The 17,419-nt window shown below is 65.9% G+C and carries 15 protein-coding genes; 5 read left to right on the forward strand and 10 right to left on the reverse strand.

Features of this window, described 5'->3' with window-relative positions:
• Window positions 1–52: 52 nt before the first annotated feature.
• The 3 genes from BRAGE_RS0135680 to BRAGE_RS0135690 are packed head-to-tail and all read left to right on the forward strand — an operon-like array spanning window position 53 to window position 3,405.
• A complete protein-coding gene (locus tag BRAGE_RS0135680; RefSeq protein ID WP_035730456.1) occupies window positions 53–1,639 on the forward strand; it encodes a vWA domain-containing protein in 1,587 nt (528 codons plus the stop codon).
• Window positions 1,640–2,296 carry a 5-bromo-4-chloroindolyl phosphate hydrolysis family protein gene (locus BRAGE_RS0135685; RefSeq protein ID WP_027561507.1) on the forward strand — a complete coding sequence of 219 codons (657 nt, stop codon included), beginning with the start codon at window positions 1,640–1,642 and terminating at the stop codon, window positions 2,294–2,296.
• Window positions 2,296–3,405, forward strand: a complete 1,110-nt coding sequence (locus tag BRAGE_RS0135690; protein WP_027561508.1) for a hypothetical protein — start codon at window positions 2,296–2,298, stop codon at window positions 3,403–3,405. The genes BRAGE_RS0135685 and BRAGE_RS0135690 overlap by 1 nt, the downstream gene beginning before the upstream one ends.
• Before the next feature lie 9 nt (window positions 3,406–3,414).
• On the opposite strand, the gene BRAGE_RS0135695 is transcribed toward BRAGE_RS0135690, so the two are convergent.
• The 8 genes from BRAGE_RS0135695 to BRAGE_RS0135730 form a co-directional block, all read right to left on the reverse strand.
• A complete protein-coding gene (locus BRAGE_RS0135695) occupies window positions 3,415–4,869 on the reverse strand; it encodes a GntP family permease (protein ID WP_027561509.1) in 1,455 nt (484 codons plus the stop codon).
• Between the two features lie 3 nt (window positions 4,870–4,872).
• Window positions 4,873–5,892 (reverse strand): patatin-like phospholipase family protein, encoded by a 1,020-nt coding sequence (locus BRAGE_RS0135700; RefSeq protein WP_027561510.1) that lies wholly within the window; start codon window positions 5,890–5,892, stop codon window positions 4,873–4,875.
• 211 nt (window positions 5,893–6,103) lie between these two features.
• A complete protein-coding gene (serA, locus tag BRAGE_RS0135705; RefSeq protein WP_027561511.1) occupies window positions 6,104–7,348 on the reverse strand; it encodes a phosphoglycerate dehydrogenase in 1,245 nt (414 codons plus the stop codon).
• Window positions 7,349–7,665: 317 nt separating this feature from the next.
• Window positions 7,666–8,898, reverse strand: a complete 1,233-nt coding sequence (locus BRAGE_RS0135710) for a rhodanese-like domain-containing protein (protein WP_027561512.1) — start codon at window positions 8,896–8,898, stop codon at window positions 7,666–7,668.
• A gap of 74 nt (window positions 8,899–8,972) precedes the next feature.
• A complete protein-coding gene (locus BRAGE_RS0135715) occupies window positions 8,973–10,166 on the reverse strand; it encodes a PepSY-associated TM helix domain-containing protein (protein WP_027561513.1) in 1,194 nt (397 codons plus the stop codon).
• A complete protein-coding gene (locus BRAGE_RS0135720; RefSeq protein WP_027561514.1) occupies window positions 10,159–11,187 on the reverse strand; it encodes an extracellular solute-binding protein in 1,029 nt (342 codons plus the stop codon). Before BRAGE_RS0135720 ends, BRAGE_RS0135715 begins: the two co-directional genes overlap by 8 nt.
• 2 nt (window positions 11,188–11,189) lie before the next feature.
• On the reverse strand, window positions 11,190–13,511 hold the full coding sequence (locus BRAGE_RS0135725; RefSeq protein ID WP_027561515.1) for a TonB-dependent siderophore receptor: 2,322 nt from the start codon (window positions 13,509–13,511) through the stop codon (window positions 11,190–11,192).
• A gap of 212 nt (window positions 13,512–13,723) precedes the next feature.
• Entirely contained in the window at window positions 13,724–14,608 is an 885-nt protein-coding gene (locus BRAGE_RS0135730; RefSeq protein WP_027561516.1) for a dihydrodipicolinate synthase family protein, read from the reverse strand.
• Window positions 14,609–14,794: 186 nt separating this feature from the next.
• On the opposite strand from BRAGE_RS0135730, the gene BRAGE_RS0135735 reads away from it, so the two are divergent.
• Both BRAGE_RS0135735 and BRAGE_RS0135740 read left to right on the forward strand, forming a co-directional pair.
• Window positions 14,795–16,207, forward strand: a complete 1,413-nt coding sequence (locus tag BRAGE_RS0135735) for an FAD-binding oxidoreductase (protein ID WP_027561517.1) — start codon at window positions 14,795–14,797, stop codon at window positions 16,205–16,207.
• Between the two features lie 12 nt (window positions 16,208–16,219).
• Complete coding sequence (locus BRAGE_RS0135740; protein ID WP_027561518.1) at window positions 16,220–16,885, forward strand: GntR family transcriptional regulator; 666 nt, start codon at window positions 16,220–16,222, stop codon at window positions 16,883–16,885.
• A 6-nt stretch (window positions 16,886–16,891) separates the two neighbouring features.
• Here the strand turns inward: BRAGE_RS0135740 and BRAGE_RS56215 are convergent, their stop codons facing one another.
• Window positions 16,892–17,056, reverse strand: a complete 165-nt coding sequence (locus BRAGE_RS56215; protein WP_167336543.1) for a hypothetical protein — start codon at window positions 17,054–17,056, stop codon at window positions 16,892–16,894.
• Window positions 17,057–17,230: 174 nt separating this feature from the next.
• Window positions 17,231–17,419, reverse strand: coding sequence for a hypothetical protein (locus tag BRAGE_RS0135750; protein WP_027561519.1), 189 nt, complete (start codon window positions 17,417–17,419; stop codon window positions 17,231–17,233).

Genomic DNA, 17,419 nt, shown 5'->3' on the forward strand with positions numbered 1-17,419 from the left:
GCGGTTTCTCCATGAAGCTTCTGCATAAGGGCTGCTGCATGAAGGCTCGCGCATGAGGATTTTCGGTTTCCTGCGGCGTTCGTTGGCGTTGCTCGCCGTGCCTTTGATGGCCGCACTGCTGTCGGGCTGCGGCGGGCCGGGGCCGCAATTCACCATCCTCTCGGGCTCGGAGAACGACATCCTCGAGCCGCTGGTGCAGGAGTTCTGCAAGTCGCGCAACGCGACCTGCACCATGCGCTATCAGGGTTCGCTCGACATCGCCCTCGCGCTGAAAGCCGGCGATCCCGGCACCGATGCCGTGTGGCCGGCCGCCTCGATCTGGATCGACATGTTCGACACCACGCGGCGCGTGAAGATGGTCAAGTCGATCGTGCAGATGCCGGTCATTCTCGGCGTGCGCCGCTCCAAGGCGCAGGAGCTGGGCTGGATCGGCGCCAAGGTGACCGCCAAGGACATCCTCGCCGCCGTCGAGGCCGGCAAGCTGAAATTCCTGATGACGTCGGCGACGCAATCGAATTCGGGAGCCGCCGCCTATCTTGCAATGCTCGCGGCGGGGATCGGCAAGCCCGATCTGATCGAGGCCGGCGATCTCGACAAGCCCGAGGTGCTGGCGACGGCACGCGGACTCTTGAAGGGCGTCGAGCGCAGCGCCGGCTCCAGCGGCTGGCTCGCCGACCTCTACCGCGACGGCGAGCGCAGCGGCGCGCATTACCAGGCGATCTGGAACTATGAGGCGGTCATCAAGGAGACCAACGACAAGCTGATCGCCGACAATCACGAGCCGCTCTACGCGATCTATCCCGCCGATGGCGTGGCGGTCGCCGATTCGCCGCTCGGCTTCGTCGACCGTGGCCGCGGCAAGGAGGTCGAGAGCTTCTTCACCGACCTCCAGGCGTTCCTGCTCAATGGCGATACGCAAGGCAAGATCGCCAAGACCGGCCGGCGCGTCGAGATCGGCCGCGCCACGCCGCTTGCCGCGGACCCGAAGACCAATCTCGATCCGTCGCGTCCCGTGACCGTGATCCGTCCGCCGGAGCCGGCGGTGATCCAGAAAGCGCTGCTGATCTACCAGGAAGCGCTGCGCCGGCCCTCGCTGACCGCGCTCTGCCTCGACGTCTCCGGCAGCATGCAGGGCCCGGGCGAGACCCAATTGCTCGATGCCATACGCTTCCTGCTCACGCCGGCACGCACGCGCGAGGTGCTGGTGCAGTGGACGAAGTCGGACGAGATCCTGGTGCTGCCGTTCAGCGATCACATCCTCTGGACGGCGCGGGCCACCGGCGACGAGAACGAGCAGACCGGCCTGCTCGCCCGCGCGCTCGAACTGCGCGCCGGCGGCGGCACCGACTTCTATACCTGTGCCGCGCAGGCGCTCGCCTTGATGAAGCCGCGGCTCGCCGACGGCCAGCATCTGCCGGCCATCGTCATCATGACCGACGGCAAGAGTCAGGGATATATGTCGACATTCGAGTCGGCCTGGCGTGCGGACGGTCATCGCGTGCCGGTGTTCGGCGTGACGTTCGGCTCCGAGGTCGACCGGGGCCAGCTCGACAATCTGGCGAAGCTGACCGGAGGCCGCGTGTTCGACGGCAGCAAGAGTCTCACCGACGCGTTCCGCGCCGTACGAGGGTACAACTGAATGGCCGCAATGCCGTCCGGGCTTGGCTGGATCGCGGGTGGGGTGACAGCCGCAGCGCTGTTGCCGTCGCTGGCGATCGGGCTCGGCATGCCGTTCCTGATCGCACTCGCGATCAGCGCGGTCGCCGGCGGCGGCATCGTCGTGGCGCTGGCGCCGCGGAACCGCTTCGCCGCGCTCGAAGCTAGCGGCATTGCGCGCGGCAAGATCGAGTTTGCAAACGAGCTGCTGGCCGAAGCCGAGCCGCTCGCCGAGCGGATGGAATATACCGCATCCGCGATCCGCACCCGCGCGGTCGCCGATCGCATCCGTCATCTCGTGCAGATCGCCCGCGACATTTTTGCGGCGATCGAGAGCGATCCCTTGCGGCTTGACCGGGTGCGCCGGTTCCTGACCTACTATCTGCCGCGCGCGGCCGAGATCGCAGAGGCCTACCGTTCGCTCGAGAAGAGCGCCGTGCCCGACACCGCGCGGCTCGCCGCCACGGGCGACATGATCGAGCGGCTCGACGGCGCCTTCACCCGCTATGCCGCCAATCTGAGGGACGCCGACCTCGACAAGCTTGATATCGAGCTGAAACTGCTCAAAAGCTCGCTCGACGAGGACATCGGCCCGACGCCGCCGGCAGCTCCAGTTGAGACCAAGAGAGGAACGCCCTGATGGCTATCTCGCGCCGCGCCTTCGGCATCGGCCTCGTCGCTGCGAGTGCAGCGGCGACCGGCGGCTATGTTTATCTGCGCGAGCATCCTGAAATTGCCGGCCGCTTCGGCGAAGCCAAGCGGCTGTTCGGCTTTGCCGGCGGTGAGAAGGAGGGGTTTCTGGCCAACGCCCGGGTCAAGAACACGCTGGAGCGCCGTTTCGGCCTCGTCCTCGACGGCCGCCGTGCCGGCTCGGTGGAAATGGTGCGCGAGCGCGCGCTGCTCGACCAGAAGCCGCAATTTTTGTGGCCGTCATCTTCGGTGCTCGTAGAAGTCGCACGATCCTCGGGTGTGAAAATCACGCGCGACCAGGTGATCTTCAACTCGCCGATCGTGCTGTATTCCTGGGATCGCATCGCCGACGGCCTGGTCAAGGGCGGCATCGCGCAGCCCGCCGGCGGGCCGCGCTACACGGTGGATTTGTCGAAGCTGCTCAAGGCCATCATCGCCGGCGAGAACTGGTCGGCGATCGGCGTCGCCGATCTGTTCGGTCGCGCCCGCGTGGTCTGCACCGATCCGAACAAGTCCAACTCCGGCTTCATGTTCGCCGGTCTTGCCGCGAGTCTGCTGTCCGGCGACGTGGTGATGCCCGAGACTTTAAGCAGAATCGACGGCGATGTCGCCACCGTGTTCCGCCGCATGGGCTTCAAGCCGCCGTCATCAGGCAAATTGTTCGACGATTATGTCGCAGGCGGCGCGGGCGCGCAGCCGCTGATCGTCGGCTACGAGAACCAGCTGGTCGAATGGGTGCTCCAGGACGCCGACCGCTGGAAACGGCTCGAGGCTAATGCGCCGGCCAAGCCCGTCATCCTCTATCCGCAGCCCACCGTGTTCTCGGCCCATCCGCTGATCAGCATCGAGCGCCAGGCCGACGACCTCATCGAGGCCCTGATCAGCGAGAGCCTGCTCGAAATGGCCTGGGAGGATCACGGATTTCGCGGTCCGCTCGGCACCATCGGCAAGGCGCGCAACGCGCTGTTGCAATCGCGCCTGCTAGAGCGGATCGACGCCGTGCTGCCGATGCCCGACGCGCCGGTCATGCTGGCCCTGCTCGACCGGCTGGCGGCTTAGACAGTTCGTTCAGAACGATCCAAGTGCGCTGCCGAGTGCAATCACGGCCACCAGCGCCACGAGCGACGTCACGATGCCGACCATCACGATGTCGAAATAGCTGTCGCGATGCGTCAGGCCGCAGATCGCGAGCAGGCTGACCACCGCACCATTGTGCGGCAGGATATCGAGGGTCCCCGAGCCGATCACGGCCACACGATGCATCAGCGCAAGGTCGATACCGCTGCGCGCGGCGAGTTCGACATAGGTCGGGCCGAGCGCGTCGAGGGCGATGGTCAGGCCGCCTGACGCCGACCCGGTCAGTGCGGCAAGGATGTTGGTCGCGACCGCAAGCGAGACCAGCGGACCACCTTCGATCGCAAGCACCCAGTCGCGCACAATAGTGAAGGCCGGCAGCGCGGCGACCACCGCGCCGAACCCAACGAGGCTGGCGACGCTGAATGCCGGCAGCACCGAGGCATTGGCCCCGGCATCCATGGTCTGCCGCAATGCCGGTAGGCGCGCCCAGTTCAGCGCGATCGTCGTGGCAATGGCCGCGGCCAGCGCGACCGCGACCGACCATACGCCCGCGACCGCGGCGAGCGACGTCCCGCCAAAGCGTTGCTCGGCGAGGTAGGAGACGTCGAGCCGCGGCAGCACGACGAGCGACATCACGAGATTGACTACGACGACGACGACCAACGGCAGGATCGCGCTCGCCACCGGTGAGGGTCCGCTGCTGCGTTGCCCGCGACTCAATTCCGCCGGATCGAACTCGCGCGCCGTGGTCGCGCGCTCGCGCACGAGCTCGTCGGCAGCCGCGCGCTCGGCCGCATCCTCGACATCATCGCCATAGCCCTCCCCGGCGCGCCTGGCCGCGGCCTCGGCGCGATGCAGCCACCACAATCCCGCACCTAACATGATGAGGGACGCGATGATGCCGAGGCCCGGCGCGGCAAACGGCGTGGTGCCGAAGAACGGCATCGGAATCGCATTCTGGATCGACGGCGTGCCCGGCAGCGCCGACATGGTGAAAGTGGACGTGCCCAGCACGATGGCCGCCGGGATCAGACGGCGCGGAATCGCGGCCGCGCGGAATAGCGAACGCGCCATCGGGACAATCACGAAGAACGCGACGAACAGGCTGACGCCGCCATAGGTCACGGCCGCGCCGGCCAGCACGACCGCGAGGATCACGCGGCGCTCGCCGAGGCGCTGGGCCATGAAGCCGGCCACCGACGTGACCGCACCGCTGTCGTCCATCAGCTTGCCGAACACGGCGCCGAGCAGGAAGATCAGGAAGAACTGGGCCAGGAAGCCACCGGCATTCACCATGAAGACCTGGGTCAGGTTCGCAAGCAGCGGCTCGCCGCCGAACAGCGCAGCAACGAGCGCGGCGAACGGCGCAAGCAGGAGCACGCTCCAGCCGCGAAACGCAAACAGCACGAGCAGACCGAGCCCGACGAGGAGGCCGAGCAGACCCATGCCTCAGCACTCCGCCAGTAGTACGTCGAGATCGGCGGTCGATTGCCGGCCGATATCCGCGCCATGCTCATCGAGAAACGCCTCCGCGGCGAGGCGCCCCTCGGCGCGCAACATCGAGACGAACTCCCACTCCGCATTGAGCTTGGACGACGCGCCGAACTTTGCGAGCATGTCGCTCTTGATCCGGTGCGTCCGCATCTTGGCCCAGCGCGCGCCCTCGCCGCTGCCGGGATCGGCGGCCTGGCGCAGCAGCGCGATCATGCGCAGCTCTTTCATCAGCGGCGAGTTGAAGGAGATTTCATTGAGGCGGTTGAGGATCTCCGCGGCCGTCCGCGGCGCCTCCGGCCGCTCGGTCGGATTGATCTGGACCAGGATGGTGTCGTGCGCGTCGCTTTCGCGCACCAGCGGCGTGATGGTCGGATTGCCGGCAAAGCCGCCGTCCCAATAGGGCTCGCCATCGATCTCGATGGCGCGGAACATGGTCGGCAGGCAGGCCGATGCGAGCAGCACGTCGGCCGTGATCTCGGCGTTGCGGAAGATGCGCCCGCGCCCGGTGCGCACCCGCGTCGCCGTGATGAACAGCATGATCGGCGAGCGCGCCAGCCGCTCGAAATCGATGCTCTCGGCCAGCACCGCGCGCAGCGGGTTGTACCCGGTCGGATTGAGGTCGTAGGGCGAGAGCACCCGGGACATCAGGTCGGTGAAGATGTAGAACGGCGAGGTATCGAGCGTCCAGCGCCCCATCAGCCGGTCGAGCGGCGAACGCTGCAGCGGGCTGAAGGCCGCGGCCCTCGACACCCGGCGCCAATATTGCTCGAGCGCCTCACGCGCGCCCTCGGCGCCGCCGGCGGTCCAGCCGTCCGCCAGCACCGCCGCATTCATCGCGCCCGCCGAGGTTCCGGAGATCGCGGCAATGCTGAGCCACTTCTCCTCCAGCAGGCGATCGAGCACGCCCCAGGCGAAGGCGCCGTGCGAGCCGCCGCCCTGAAGCGCGAGGTCGACGAGTACGGTATCCCGTTCCATCGCAGCACCGCCGCAACTGAAGCTCAAATTCGACGCGAATTATAACGCGCCGACGATGACGGCAGTTTAGGGAGCGGAGGCCGCGAAATGCAACCGGAACGTAGGCCCGCCTAAAGCGCGATGAGATTTGGATGAACCGTCATCGCGCTTTAGGTTGTTGTTTGCGCATGATCTTTCCGGAAAACCGCTTCGCACTTTTCCGGATCATGCTTTAGTGCTCGAACACCAGCCTTGCGCCCACCGTGCCTTCGAGGCCGCGGATCTGCTGAAGCAGGGTTCCGGAATCCTGTCCCGCAAGGTCGGCGTCGAGCACGACATAGCCGAGGTCGCCTGCGGTCTCGAGGTATTGCGCGGCGATGTTGATGTCGCGCTGGAGGAACACCTCGTTCAGGCGCCGCAGCATGCCCGGCACGTTGCGATGGACATGGCTGAAGCGCGCGCCGGACGGACGCAAGTGCAATTGCACTTCCGGGAAGTTCACCGCGCCCATGGTCGAGCCCGTGATGAAATAGTCGACCAGCTTGCGCGCGACCTCCCCGCCGATGCGCTCCTGCGCCTCCTCGGTCGAGCCGCCGATATGCGGGGTGAGGATGACGTTCTCGAGGCCTTGCACTGGGCTCTTGAAGCGGTCGGCGTTCGACGACGGCTCGACCGGAAACACGTCGATCGCGGCGCCGGCGAGATGGCCATCGCGCAAGGAGCGCGCGAGCGCGTCGAGATCGACCACGGTGCCGCGGCTGTTGTTGATCAGGAACGAGCCCGGCTTCATCGCCCGCAGCTCCTTCTCGCCGATCATGCCTGCCGTCTCCGGCGTCTCGGGCACGTGCAGGCTGACGACATCGCTCTGCGCCAAGAGCTCCTCCAGCTTCTCGACCGGCTCGGTGTTGCCGTGGCGGAGCTTGTCGGTGCGGTCGAAATAGATCACGCGCATGCCCATCGCCTCGGCCAGGGTCGAGAGCTGCGAGCCGATATTGCCGTAGCCGATGATGCCGAGCGTGCGGCCGCGCACCTCGCGGCTGCCGGTCGCCGACTTGTCCCAGCCGCCGTCATGCGCCGAGACCGAGCGCGGGAAGATCCGCCGCAGCAGCATCACGATCTCGCCGATCACGAGCTCGGCGACGCTGCGAGTGTTGGAGAACGGCGCATTGAACACGGGAATACCGCGCTTGCGCGCCGCCAGCAGGTCGACCTGGTTGGTGCCGACGCTGAAGCAGCCGACCGCGAGCAGCCCGTCCGTTGCCGCGAGCACCTCATCGGTGATCTGGGTGCGCGAGCGGATGCCGAGCAGCGACACGCCCTTGAGCGCCCGGCGCAGGTCCTCGCCGTCCAGCGCCTTGGTCAGCCGCTCGACATTGGTGAAGCCCGCGCTCTTGAACAGGTCGACAGCGCTGTCATTGACGCCTTCGAGCAGCAGCGCCTTCGCGCTCCGCTCAGGGCTTTGGCCTGGGGCTGACATGAAATCTCCATAGGTGACGGCTTTGCCGCAGCTCTTAGACCGCGGACGAGGCGCAGCACAATAGGGTTTGGATACGGGGAGAAGATGGCGGAGCGAGAGATGTGCTTGGCATCCCACCAGCCCCGCCCTCCCCGCACACAATCGCCGCCCCGTCATCCTGAGGTGCGAGTGATGGGGCGCGTAGCGCCCCATCGGGAGCCTCGAAGGACGACGGCCCCCGATGCATCCGGGCCGTCGCCCTTCGAGGGCCGCTGAAGAAGCGGCCACCTCAGGGTGACGGAGATAGAGTATTGCTCAGGCGCGATAGGCCACTCGTCTCAGATCACATAAAACCCATGCGTGCCATCGAGCCGAAGCTGCTCGACAAGACCATATTCCCAATCGAGATAGGCCTGCATCGCCTTCTCCGCGACATCCGTGCCTTCATAGGGGCGGCGGTAGCGATGCGCCGGGTCGGGCTTCGGCAGCACGCGCGGCGGGCCGATCTCGAGGGCGCCGTCATAGCCGCCTTCGAGCACATAGACCTCCCAGCCCATCTGCGCGAGCCATGACGCCGTCATGTCGGCACGCACGCTTTTGTCGTCGGACAGGACAATGCGCGCGCCACGCACCGGCGCGGCCATGTCAGTCTCCTGGACCAGCTGGCCGCCGGGATAATGGCGGAAGCCGGGGAGATGCCCGGTCGCGTATTCCTCGGCATCGCGTACGTCGAAGCGATAGAGCGTGCGATCACGGTCTGCGAGCAGCACCGCCATCTCGCTCGCGCCGATGCGGCGGACGCCGGCGCGATAGGCGACATCGCGGGCATTGGCCGGGCCGCCTTCGAACGGTCCGATCGCACCGCGCCGGTCCGCGCCGTGGTTGAGCGTATGCCGCGCCAGCGTCCAGCCGATGGTGCCGTTGCGCAGCGCGCGTACCTTGTTCGGCACGCCGGCATTGATCAGCGACTGCGTGCCGATGATCGAGCGGGTGCGGCCGGCGCAGTTGACGATGATGGTGGTGTCGGGATCGGGCGCGGCCTGCCCTGCCCGCAGCACCAGCTCCGCACCGGGCACGCTGACCGAGCCCGGAATGTTCATGGTCGCGTATTCGTCGAAACGCCGGACGTCGAGGATGGCGATGTTGGCCTTGTCGGCGATCAGCTTTGCCACCTCGTCGGCACTGAATGAGGGCGTGTGGCGGCGCGCCTCGACCAGCTCGCCAAAGGCCTTGGAATAGGAATTGACGTCCTCGAACGTTTGATAGCCCGCCGCCCGCCACGCCTTCAGCCCGCCGTCGAGCGCGCTGACATTGGTGTAGCCGAGCGCGGCAAGACGTTCGGCGCCGGTCTCAACCAGCCCCTCGCCGTCGTCATAAAGCACGATCGCCACGTCCTTCCGCGGCAGCCTCAGCTCGGCTTCGATCTCGATCCGGTCCGCGGCCATGTTGGCTGCAAACAGCGGATGGCCGGTGGCGAAGCCCGCCTCGTAGCGGAGATCAAGCAGCGCGATCTCCTCCCGCAGCAGCAGCGCGCGGCGGATGTCGGCGGGGGTGGCGGTCGGGAGTTTCATGGCGTGGGCCTTGGCGAGGACAAGCCAAGGGCTTTTGAACGATTGTTGCGCGCTTGGCTAGCCTTCGCGGCTACTCACTCGCCCGGAACAAGCCGCCCGAGCGGTGGCTGCGCCGGGCGCCGCAGCTTGCGGCGCGACAGATAAAGCAGAATGCCTGTCACCGAGAACAGTGGCATCAGGGCTGCCGCGATCATGAAGGCGAGCTTGCCGGGCCAGCCCAGGACTGCGCCACGATGGATGTCGAGCACGTTGGCGATGATCTTCTCGCCGAACGTCTTGTCGGCGTAGCGCTCCGCGGAGACCACCTGGCCGGTGACCGCATCGACGCGGAATTCGTCGCGCGTGGTATCGAGCGTCGAGTCCTTCGGCCACGACCGGATCCGGATCACAGTCCCGGGGCCGCCGGGCAGTGTCAGTAGAGCCCTGGAGAAGCGGTCGCCCTGCTCACGACGCAACGTGGTCCATGCCTGATCGAATCCGATCGCCGCTGTCGGTTCGTGACGAACGGCGTCGCGCGGTGCCTTTGCAGACATCTTTGGCTGCATCTTGGCAGCGGCGATCTCCGGGCGCGCCAGCAGCCAGGCGACGCCGTCCTTGTACCAGTCGAACGAGTACCAGAGGCCGGTCAGCGTCATCACCACATAAATCGGCAGCACCCAGGTGCCGATCACGGCGTGCAGCGATCGATGCAGGCCGCGTCCGCTGAGCGCCAGGTTCGGCTTCAGCCACATCTTGACGCTCGTGGCGCGACGCGGCCAGCGCAGTACCAGCCCCGAAACCAGCATGACGATGAGCCCGAGCGCGGCAATGCCGGTGATCTGGCGGCCCCACCCCTTGGCGTCGCCGGGGATCAGCAGCCAGCGATGCAGCCTGCGGACGGTCACGAAAAACTCCTCGCCACGCGGCGAGCCCAGCACGCGCGCATCATAGGGATCGACATAGAGTGATGTCGGCCGCGTGCCCTGCTCGTCGCGGGCGAAGCGGACACGTACCGCGGCAGTCGGATCGCTCGACAGCATGACGGCCGAGACCTGGCCGACGTCCTGCCCCGCCTTCAGCCGCGCGACCAGTTCGTCTGGCGTGAGCGCCGGCTTCTCGCGCGGCACGACATGCATGAGGCCGGCGTTGAGATGCTCGACGATCTCGTCCTCGAAACTCATGATCGCGCCGGTCAGCGCGATCAGGGCAAGTAGCAGTGCGAGCACGAGGCCCGCAATCGAATGGACCTGGAGCAGGACGGCTTTGATGCTATGCCCCACCCTATTCATCGAAGCCGGCCTTCCTGATCAAGGCGATCGCGGCCTGCCGCTGGGCGGCAATCCGGTCGATCGGCAACGCATCGGCAGCGAACGCACCGATGTCGGTAACGATCGGAGTCCGCTCCGCTGCGGCAAGCACGGGATATTCGAGTTCAGCGGCGGCAAAGATTTTCTGTGCTGCCGGCGTGACGAGGAACTCGAGCAGTTCTTGCGCAGCTTCCCGATGCGGCGCGTGTTTCGCAATGGCGGCGCCCGTGAGGTTCACATGCGCACCGCCGCCCCTGAAGGCCGTCGGGACAGCCTTGACCTCCGTTGCCCATGCACGCCAGCCGGCGCCTTCGCGTCCGTCGCGCAATTGCGCCAGCGCCACGGTGTTGCCGATGCCGATCTCGCAAGTGCCTTGCGCAATCTCGCGGATCACGTCGTTGTCCTTGCCATCAGGCTTGTGGGCGAGATTGGCTTTCAGGCCAGTGAGCCAGGCCGCCGTCGCCGCTTCACCGTGATGGACGAGATAGGCCGCGACCAGTGCGACATTGTTCTGATGCAGCGGCGTGCGCATGCAGAGCTTGCCGCGCCATCTGGGGTCGGCGAGGTCCTCATAATTGATCGAAGCAAGCGTGCTGTCCTTGCGCACGAAAACGACGCGCGGCCGGATCGACAGGGCGAACCATTGCGCGGTGCCGTCGCGCAAATTCGCCGGCACCGCGTGTGCGATAGGCCCGGATGCAAAGGGCTGGGTCAAGCCAAGTTCAGCAAGTTGCGTGGTCTTGTCCAGACCGATCGTCAGCAGCACGTCGGCCGGCGACGTCTCGCCTTCCGATCCGAGCCGCTTCACGAGACTGTCCTCGACGAAGACGATCTTCACCTTGATGCCGCTGGCTTCCGCGAAAGCAGCGGCCGCAGGTTCGACCAGGGCAGCCTCCCTAGTCGAATATAGCGTGACGTCTTCGGCGCGGCTCGCAGTTGTGCCGGCAAGGCAGGCAGCCGCCAGCGCGACCCGGACCGCGAAGGCGTTGCGCCGCGCCGCCATCGCTAGAACTTCACCGTGGCCGACAGCGAGAAGCGCCGCGCATCGCCGATCGCGACGGCCAGAGCACTCCCGGTGGTGGACGTATAGTAGACCTTGTCGAACAGGTTCTTGACGTTGAACTGATAGGTCACCGGCAGATTGTCGACCTTGGTGTCATAGGTCGCAAAGACATCCGCGACGGTATAGGCCGGCATGAAGAAGGTGTTCGCGGAATCGCCGGGCCGGTCGCCGACATAATGCGCACCGCCGCCAAGCCGCAGACGGCCGGGCAATCTGTCGCCGAAATCGTAGACGAGATAGAGCGAGGCCGTGTTCATCGCGGCATTCAGCAGTTTTGCGTTGCCGTTGACGGGATCGTTGATCAAGCGTGCATCGGTATAGCCGTAGCTGCCGATCATGCTCCATTCATCGGTCAGCCTGCCGGTGACGTCCAGTTCGACGCCACGCGATCGCGCCGCACCGGACGCGCGCGCCGCCGACTTGCCGTTACCGATATCGTCCAGCACCAGCACGTTCTTCTTCTCGATGTCGTAGACCGCCAGGGTGCCCGACAGCCGCTTGTTGACGTCGAACTTCAGGCCGGTCTCCCACTGCGTTCCCTCCTCAGGCGCGATGGTGGAATCGACGACGAAGCCGGTGGTGAATGCCGCAATCGTCGAAGTCGGCTTCAGCGACTGCGTGTAGCTCACATAATAGGAGAGCTGATCGCTCAGCTTGAAGATGACGCCGCCGAGCGGCAGCACCTTGTCACCCGCCAGATTGGTGTTCGTGATGAAGTTCGGCCGGCCCTTTCCGGCGAGCTGCTCGTATTCCATCCAACGCACGCCGCCGACCACGGACAGCCAGTTGGTGACGTGGAACGTGTCCTGGGCGAAGAAGCCGCGGGTGCCGAGCTTGTCGGTCTGCTCGCTGTCGACCCCCGAAACGGTCGTGCCTGGTGTGACGAGTCCGTAGACGGGATTGTAGAAATTGAAGCTCGGCGTCGCCTGGCGAATCAAATCGTGGCGATCGATCGTGCGATAGAGCGCCTCGCCCCCGAACAGGATCTCGTTGCGGAAGCCGCCCACCCAGACGTCGCCCTGCAGGTAGGAGGTGCCGTAGCTGGCATTGCTCAGCGAATTCTGCGTGCCGTCATTGCTGCGGGTCTCGACGCCGGTCTTGGCATTGACGCCGGTGATACGAAGCTGATTGGCGCTGAAGGTTTCGGTGTTGTAGCTGTAGGCCGCCGTGACCTTCCAATTGTCGTCCAGCTTCTGCTCGACCGAGGCCTGCACCAGGTCGGAGGTGCCCCACATATTGTTGAAGGGCTCATCGAGCCGACGCTCCTTGGGGATCGCCAGCGGCGTGCCGTTGACGAAGGCCGTCCCGCGATCGAACGGAGTGATGAACTCGCGGTGCTCGTAGGTGAGCTGAACCGTCGTGGTGTCGCCGTACCAGGCCAACGACGGGTTCACCAGCATCTCCCGGTGACGGCCGAAATTGCGCCAATAATCCTCGCTGACGCCGTAGCCGATGAAGCGATAGGCAAGACCGCCGTCGCCGATCGGACCGGTGATGTCGAGCGTGCCGTCGGCGCCGCTGCGGTTGTTGGCGTAGGTCGAGCCGAGCAGCGTCACCGAGCCGTGCTGGTAGAGCTCCGGCCGCTTGCTGATGGTGTTGACGATGCCGCCGGGATCCATGATGCCGTAGAGCAGCGAAGCCGGCCCTTTCAGCACTTCGACACTGTCGACCGCAGCGTTCAGGCTGCGGCCCTGCACCAGCGGCATGCCGTTGCGCATGATCGAACCGTCGCGATTATCGCCGAAGCCACGGCGGATGACGGCGTCCTGGGTCCCCGCGAGCGTATTGGTCTGGGTGATACCGGAAATATTGACCAGCGCGTCGTCGATGTTGCGCGGCAGCTGGTCCTTCAGCACCTGCGCGGGGACGACGTTGACGGTCTGCGAGGTATCGAGCGGCGAGGCGCCGCTGCGCAGCGTGGTTGAGCTCGGCATCGCGCGGTAACCGAGCTTGGCCGCCTGTTGTGCGGCCGCTTCAGACGCCGCGCGTTCCGACAATGTCGGCGCTGCAGGTGCGGGATTGCGATCGGATTGACGGCGCGCAACGGCTTGCGCACGCCGCGAAGCTTGGCTCGATGCACGCGCCGGCTTCGGCCGCTGCACCGGGGCATCCACCGTCACCGGCGGAAGTGTCGATTGCGCCTGCGCGCTCGCGTTGGAGGGGCATTCGGCGAGCAGCACGGCTGCGCCAATGAGAAGACCTGCACGGCTCCTGCAGGCACCGGTTCGATGGCCGCTGTCGCGGCCATCCAGATGAGCACGCACGTTCGATTCACTTCCAAGTCAGACACAGCATTGAAGCTGGCGCGTCTAACAGTCGCCGGACGTGAAGAGAACCGTAGGCGGGATTGAATCGCTCTAGTGTTGAATCATTCTAAGAGCAGATCGCGGCGTTACGGCAATCACCAATTGCCGTCGCACCAGGCGCGACACGCTGCACGAGAATTTCAGGCAGCATGTCGCGAAATTGCGCGATCTCACGCGATCGCAGGAGCGATCAGCTCGTCGAGCTTCCGCTTGAATGCGGTGCCGTCGGACAACGCGCGAAGCGGCGGGCGCACACGCAGCCAGGCTGCGTCACCCGTCTGCGCCGCCAGGATCGCCTTCAGCGTCGGGAGGAACGACGGCGTCTTCACGACGACGTCGATTGCGGCCTGCATGCGCGCCTCGACATCCCGCCCGTCGATCATGCCCTTGACCAGCTCGGGCACGACATTGGCCATGCCGCAGATGGTGCCGGCGCCGCCGGCGGCGATCGCGCGGGCGATGTCGGCTTCATTGCCGACAGTGATGGCGAGCTCGGGAGCAGCAGCGCGGAACGCCTGGAATTGCTTGAAGTCGCCGCTGGAGTCCTTCAGGCCCGCGACCACCTTGCCGTAGCGCTTGCGCAGGTTCGCGGCGACGCTGGTCGGGATCGCGACGCCCGAGACCTGCGGGATGTGATAGAGATAGGCGCGCAGCCGATCGTCGCCGACACCGTCGATGATCGCGGCAAACGCGTCCTCGATACCCTCGGGCGTGACGCTGCGATCGAAATAGGGCGGCAGCATCAGGACGTGTCGCAGGCCGAGGCCGAGCACGGCGCGCGTCAGCGCGATGCTGTCGCTGATGGCGGGAAAGCCGCCCCCGATGCCGATGCGTTCCGCCGCAACCCCGGCCTTGAGCATGGCCTCGATGGTCGCGACGCGCTCGGTCACGTTGAACGAGGTGCCCTCGCCGGTGGTGCCGAACAGCACGACGCCGTCGACGCCCTTGCTGAAGAGCTGCTTGGCATGGACCGCGAGCTTGGCGCAGTCCACGCTGCCGTCCGCCGCCAGCGGCGTCGCCGATGCCACCCAGAACCCGCGAATTGCCTCTGCCATCTCACAACCCCTTCATATTCTTCGATCCCGGACCGAGCCCCCTGATCCCCAAACGATCCGAGGAGGCTTTCCCGAGCCTTGTTTTTGCTTTACTTTCCATCTTGTACCTTACATACAAGACAGACGCAAACCCTTTCCACCCTCACGGCGCGCATGAGGCGCAGCTGAATTTAGAGGAGGTCTCGCATGAACATGGTGACCCCCATCGAGCATCCCGACCGATTGCTCGGCGCCTTGCGCGAAAAGCTCGGCGCGGCGGCGGTGCTGACCGGCGCGGATGTGCCCGCGCGCAATTGCAACGACTGGAGCGCGAGCCTGCCGCAGACGCCGCTGGCGGTGATCCGTCCGCTCGACGCGCAGGGCGTTGCGGACGCGATCCTGACCTGCCGGCAGGCGCGCCTGCCGTTCGTGCCGCAGGGCGGATTGACCGGGCTATGCCGCGGCGCATCGCCTGAAGCGGGTTGGGTCGCAATCTCGCTGGAGCGCATGACCGGGATCGAGGAGATCGACCCTGCCTCGATGACGATGACGGTGAAGGCAGGCACACCGCTGGAGACGATCCAGAAGGCCGCTGACGAGGCCGGTTTCTTCTTCCCGCTCGACCTCGGTTCGCGCGGCTCCTGCGCCATCGGCGGCAATCTCTCGACCAATGCCGGCGGCAACCGCGTGATCCGCTACGGCATGACGCGCGAGCTGGTGCTCGGTCTCGAAGTCGTTCTACCCGACGGCACCATCATCACCAGCCTCAACAAGCTGATGAAGAACAATGCCGGCTATGATCTGAAGCATCTCTTCATCGGCTCCGAGGGCACGCTCGGCATCATCACCCGCGTGGTGCTGAAACTGTTCCCGAAGCCGCGTTCGACCGTGGCCGCGCTCTGCGCGCTGAAGGACTATGCCGCGGTGATCGACCTGCTCGGTGCCGCGCGCAGCGGAGTCGGCCCGCTGCTGTCAGCGTTCGAGGTGATGTGGCCGGACTATTGGGACGTCATCACAACGCGCGCCGGCGTGAAGCCGCCGGTCGCGGCAGGCCACGGCCTCTACGTGCTGGTGGAAGCGCAAGGCACCGACGAGGGCATCGACGCGCCGCGCTTTCAGGCCTGGCTCGAAGAGCTGATGGAGCGCGGCCTGCTGGCCGATGCGGCCGTGGCGCAATCGCTGGCGCAGGCGCAGGCGTTCTGGCGCGTGCGCGACATCTGCGCCGAGTTCGGCCAGGTGCTGGGGCCGCACATCTCCTACGACATCGGCCTTGCGGTGGCGCGCATGGACGAGTTCGCCACGCGCTGCAAGGCGGCGCTCGCTTCCGGCATCAAGGGCTGCGAGAGCGTCTATTACGGCCATATCGGCGACGGCAATCTGCATCTCGTCTCCTGGGTCACGGGCCTCTCCGTCGAGCAGCAGCCGAAGGAGGAGATGGACGCGATCATCTATGGTCTCGTGCGCGAGCTCGGTGGCAGCGTCTCCGCCGAGCACGGCATCGGCACGCTGAAGAAGAAGTGGCTGGGTCATGCCAGGAGCGAGGCCGAGATCGCGCTGATGCGCACCCTGAAGGCCGCGCTCGATCCCGATCATCTGCTCAATCCCGGCAAGGTGATCTGAGCGGGAGCGCGCATGCGATCGCTCAAGCTCGATACGCCGAAATCGCTGTCGCAGCGGGTGATGCAGCGGCTGCGGCAGGCCATCATCGACGGCGAGTTCGCGCTGGGTGCGGCAATCTCCGAGGAGATGGTCGCCAATTCCTTCGGCGTCAGCCGCACGCCGGTGCGCGAGGCGATGGGCCAGTTGCAGGCGCAGGGTCTCGTGGTGATCCGCCCGCAGGTCGGCAGCTTCGTGTTCACGCCGAGCGCGGAGGACATCGATGCGCTCTGCACGTTCCGCGTGGCGCTCGAGCCCAAGGCCGCCGGGCTCGCCTTCCGCCACGATCGCGATGGTGCAATTGCGTCAATGAGCGATGCGATCGCGGCGATGGAGCCCGCGGTCGAGGCCAAAGACAACATCGCCTATGGCCGCGCGGACGCCGCTTTTCACGAGACGCTGTTCACCCATTGCGGCAACCGCTACCTCGCCGAGTCCTACCAGCTCGTCTCCGGGCGCGTCGCCGCGCTGCGCACCAATCTGACCTCGCCGATCGACGTGCGCACCCGCTCGTCCTTCGACGAGCATCGCAGGCTGCTCGATCTGTTCGCACGCGGCGAGCTCGCGGCGTTCGAGGCGCTGATGACGACGCACATCACCAATTCGGGCGTGATCTATGCCAAGGCCTTGAAGGTGGATTGAGCGCGCCTACCGCGCGTCCCTCGATCCCGGCCTGTCCAGAAAATCCAGCGCGGTATTGATCTGCTCGAGCTGATGCTCAATCTTGTCGCGATCCTCGACGGCTTGCGCCTTTTCGAGCAATTCCACCAGCTTCTGCTTTCGCGCCAGCAAGTTCTCTATGACCGTACTCACAGCTCCCCCATCGCCCCGAAGCGAGCATCGGGGCAAAAGTCCGGTCACAGGCGCCGGAATCGTCGAGGCGCGCGCGAGCACGGCTCGCGCGGGCGCCTAGGTCAGAATGTTCGCGGAGGCGGTTGGTTCCTGCGAGCGAACCACAATGCTGAACACATGTGACGAATTCAGCGCTCACCGCGCCGTGACCATGCCCGCGAGTTGCACCGGAGCCACATGGGTGCGGGCGACCGAGACCGAGAACACCGCCAGCAGCGCGCAGACCATGCAGAGCCTCATCCGCACCGTCCTTCGATCAGTGATCGGCAGAAGCAGGAAAAACAACATCGCGGGGATCAGCAGCGCATCGATCAGAAAGAACAT

It is taken from the genome of Bradyrhizobium genosp. SA-4 str. CB756 (assembly GCF_000473125.1).
GTDB lineage: Bacteria > Pseudomonadota > Alphaproteobacteria > Rhizobiales > Xanthobacteraceae > Bradyrhizobium > Bradyrhizobium arachidis.

What these genes read in the sequence shown, in the direction of transcription:
- BRAGE_RS0135735 (WP_027561517.1), top strand. Translation starts at nt 14,795, where the DNA reads ATGAACATGGTGACCCCCATCGAGCATCCCGACCGATTGCTCGGCGCC.
- BRAGE_RS0135685 (WP_027561507.1), top strand. Translation starts at nt 1,640, where the DNA reads ATGGCCGCAATGCCGTCCGGGCTTGGCTGGATCGCGGGTGGGGTGACA.
- BRAGE_RS0135680 (WP_035730456.1), top strand. Translation starts at nt 53, where the DNA reads ATGAGGATTTTCGGTTTCCTGCGGCGTTCGTTGGCGTTGCTCGCCGTG.
- BRAGE_RS0135690 (WP_027561508.1), top strand. Translation starts at nt 2,296, where the DNA reads ATGGCTATCTCGCGCCGCGCCTTCGGCATCGGCCTCGTCGCTGCGAGT.
- BRAGE_RS0135720 (WP_027561514.1), bottom strand. Translation starts at nt 11,187, where the DNA reads ATGGCGGCGCGGCGCAACGCCTTCGCGGTCCGGGTCGCGCTGGCGGCT.
- BRAGE_RS0135695 (WP_027561509.1), bottom strand. Translation starts at nt 4,869, where the DNA reads ATGGGTCTGCTCGGCCTCCTCGTCGGGCTCGGTCTGCTCGTGCTGTTT.
- BRAGE_RS0135710 (WP_027561512.1), bottom strand. Translation starts at nt 8,898, where the DNA reads ATGAAACTCCCGACCGCCACCCCCGCCGACATCCGCCGCGCGCTGCTG.
- BRAGE_RS0135730 (WP_027561516.1), bottom strand. Translation starts at nt 14,608, where the DNA reads ATGGCAGAGGCAATTCGCGGGTTCTGGGTGGCATCGGCGACGCCGCTG.
- BRAGE_RS0135700 (WP_027561510.1), bottom strand. Translation starts at nt 5,892, where the DNA reads ATGGAACGGGATACCGTACTCGTCGACCTCGCGCTTCAGGGCGGCGGC.
- BRAGE_RS0135740 (WP_027561518.1), top strand. Translation starts at nt 16,220, where the DNA reads ATGCGATCGCTCAAGCTCGATACGCCGAAATCGCTGTCGCAGCGGGTG.
- BRAGE_RS0135750 (WP_027561519.1), bottom strand. Translation starts at nt 17,419, where the DNA reads ATGTTCTTTCTGATCGATGCGCTGCTGATCCCCGCGATGTTGTTTTTC.
- serA (WP_027561511.1), bottom strand. Translation starts at nt 7,348, where the DNA reads ATGTCAGCCCCAGGCCAAAGCCCTGAGCGGAGCGCGAAGGCGCTGCTG.
- BRAGE_RS0135715 (WP_027561513.1), bottom strand. Translation starts at nt 10,166, where the DNA reads ATGAATAGGGTGGGGCATAGCATCAAAGCCGTCCTGCTCCAGGTCCAT.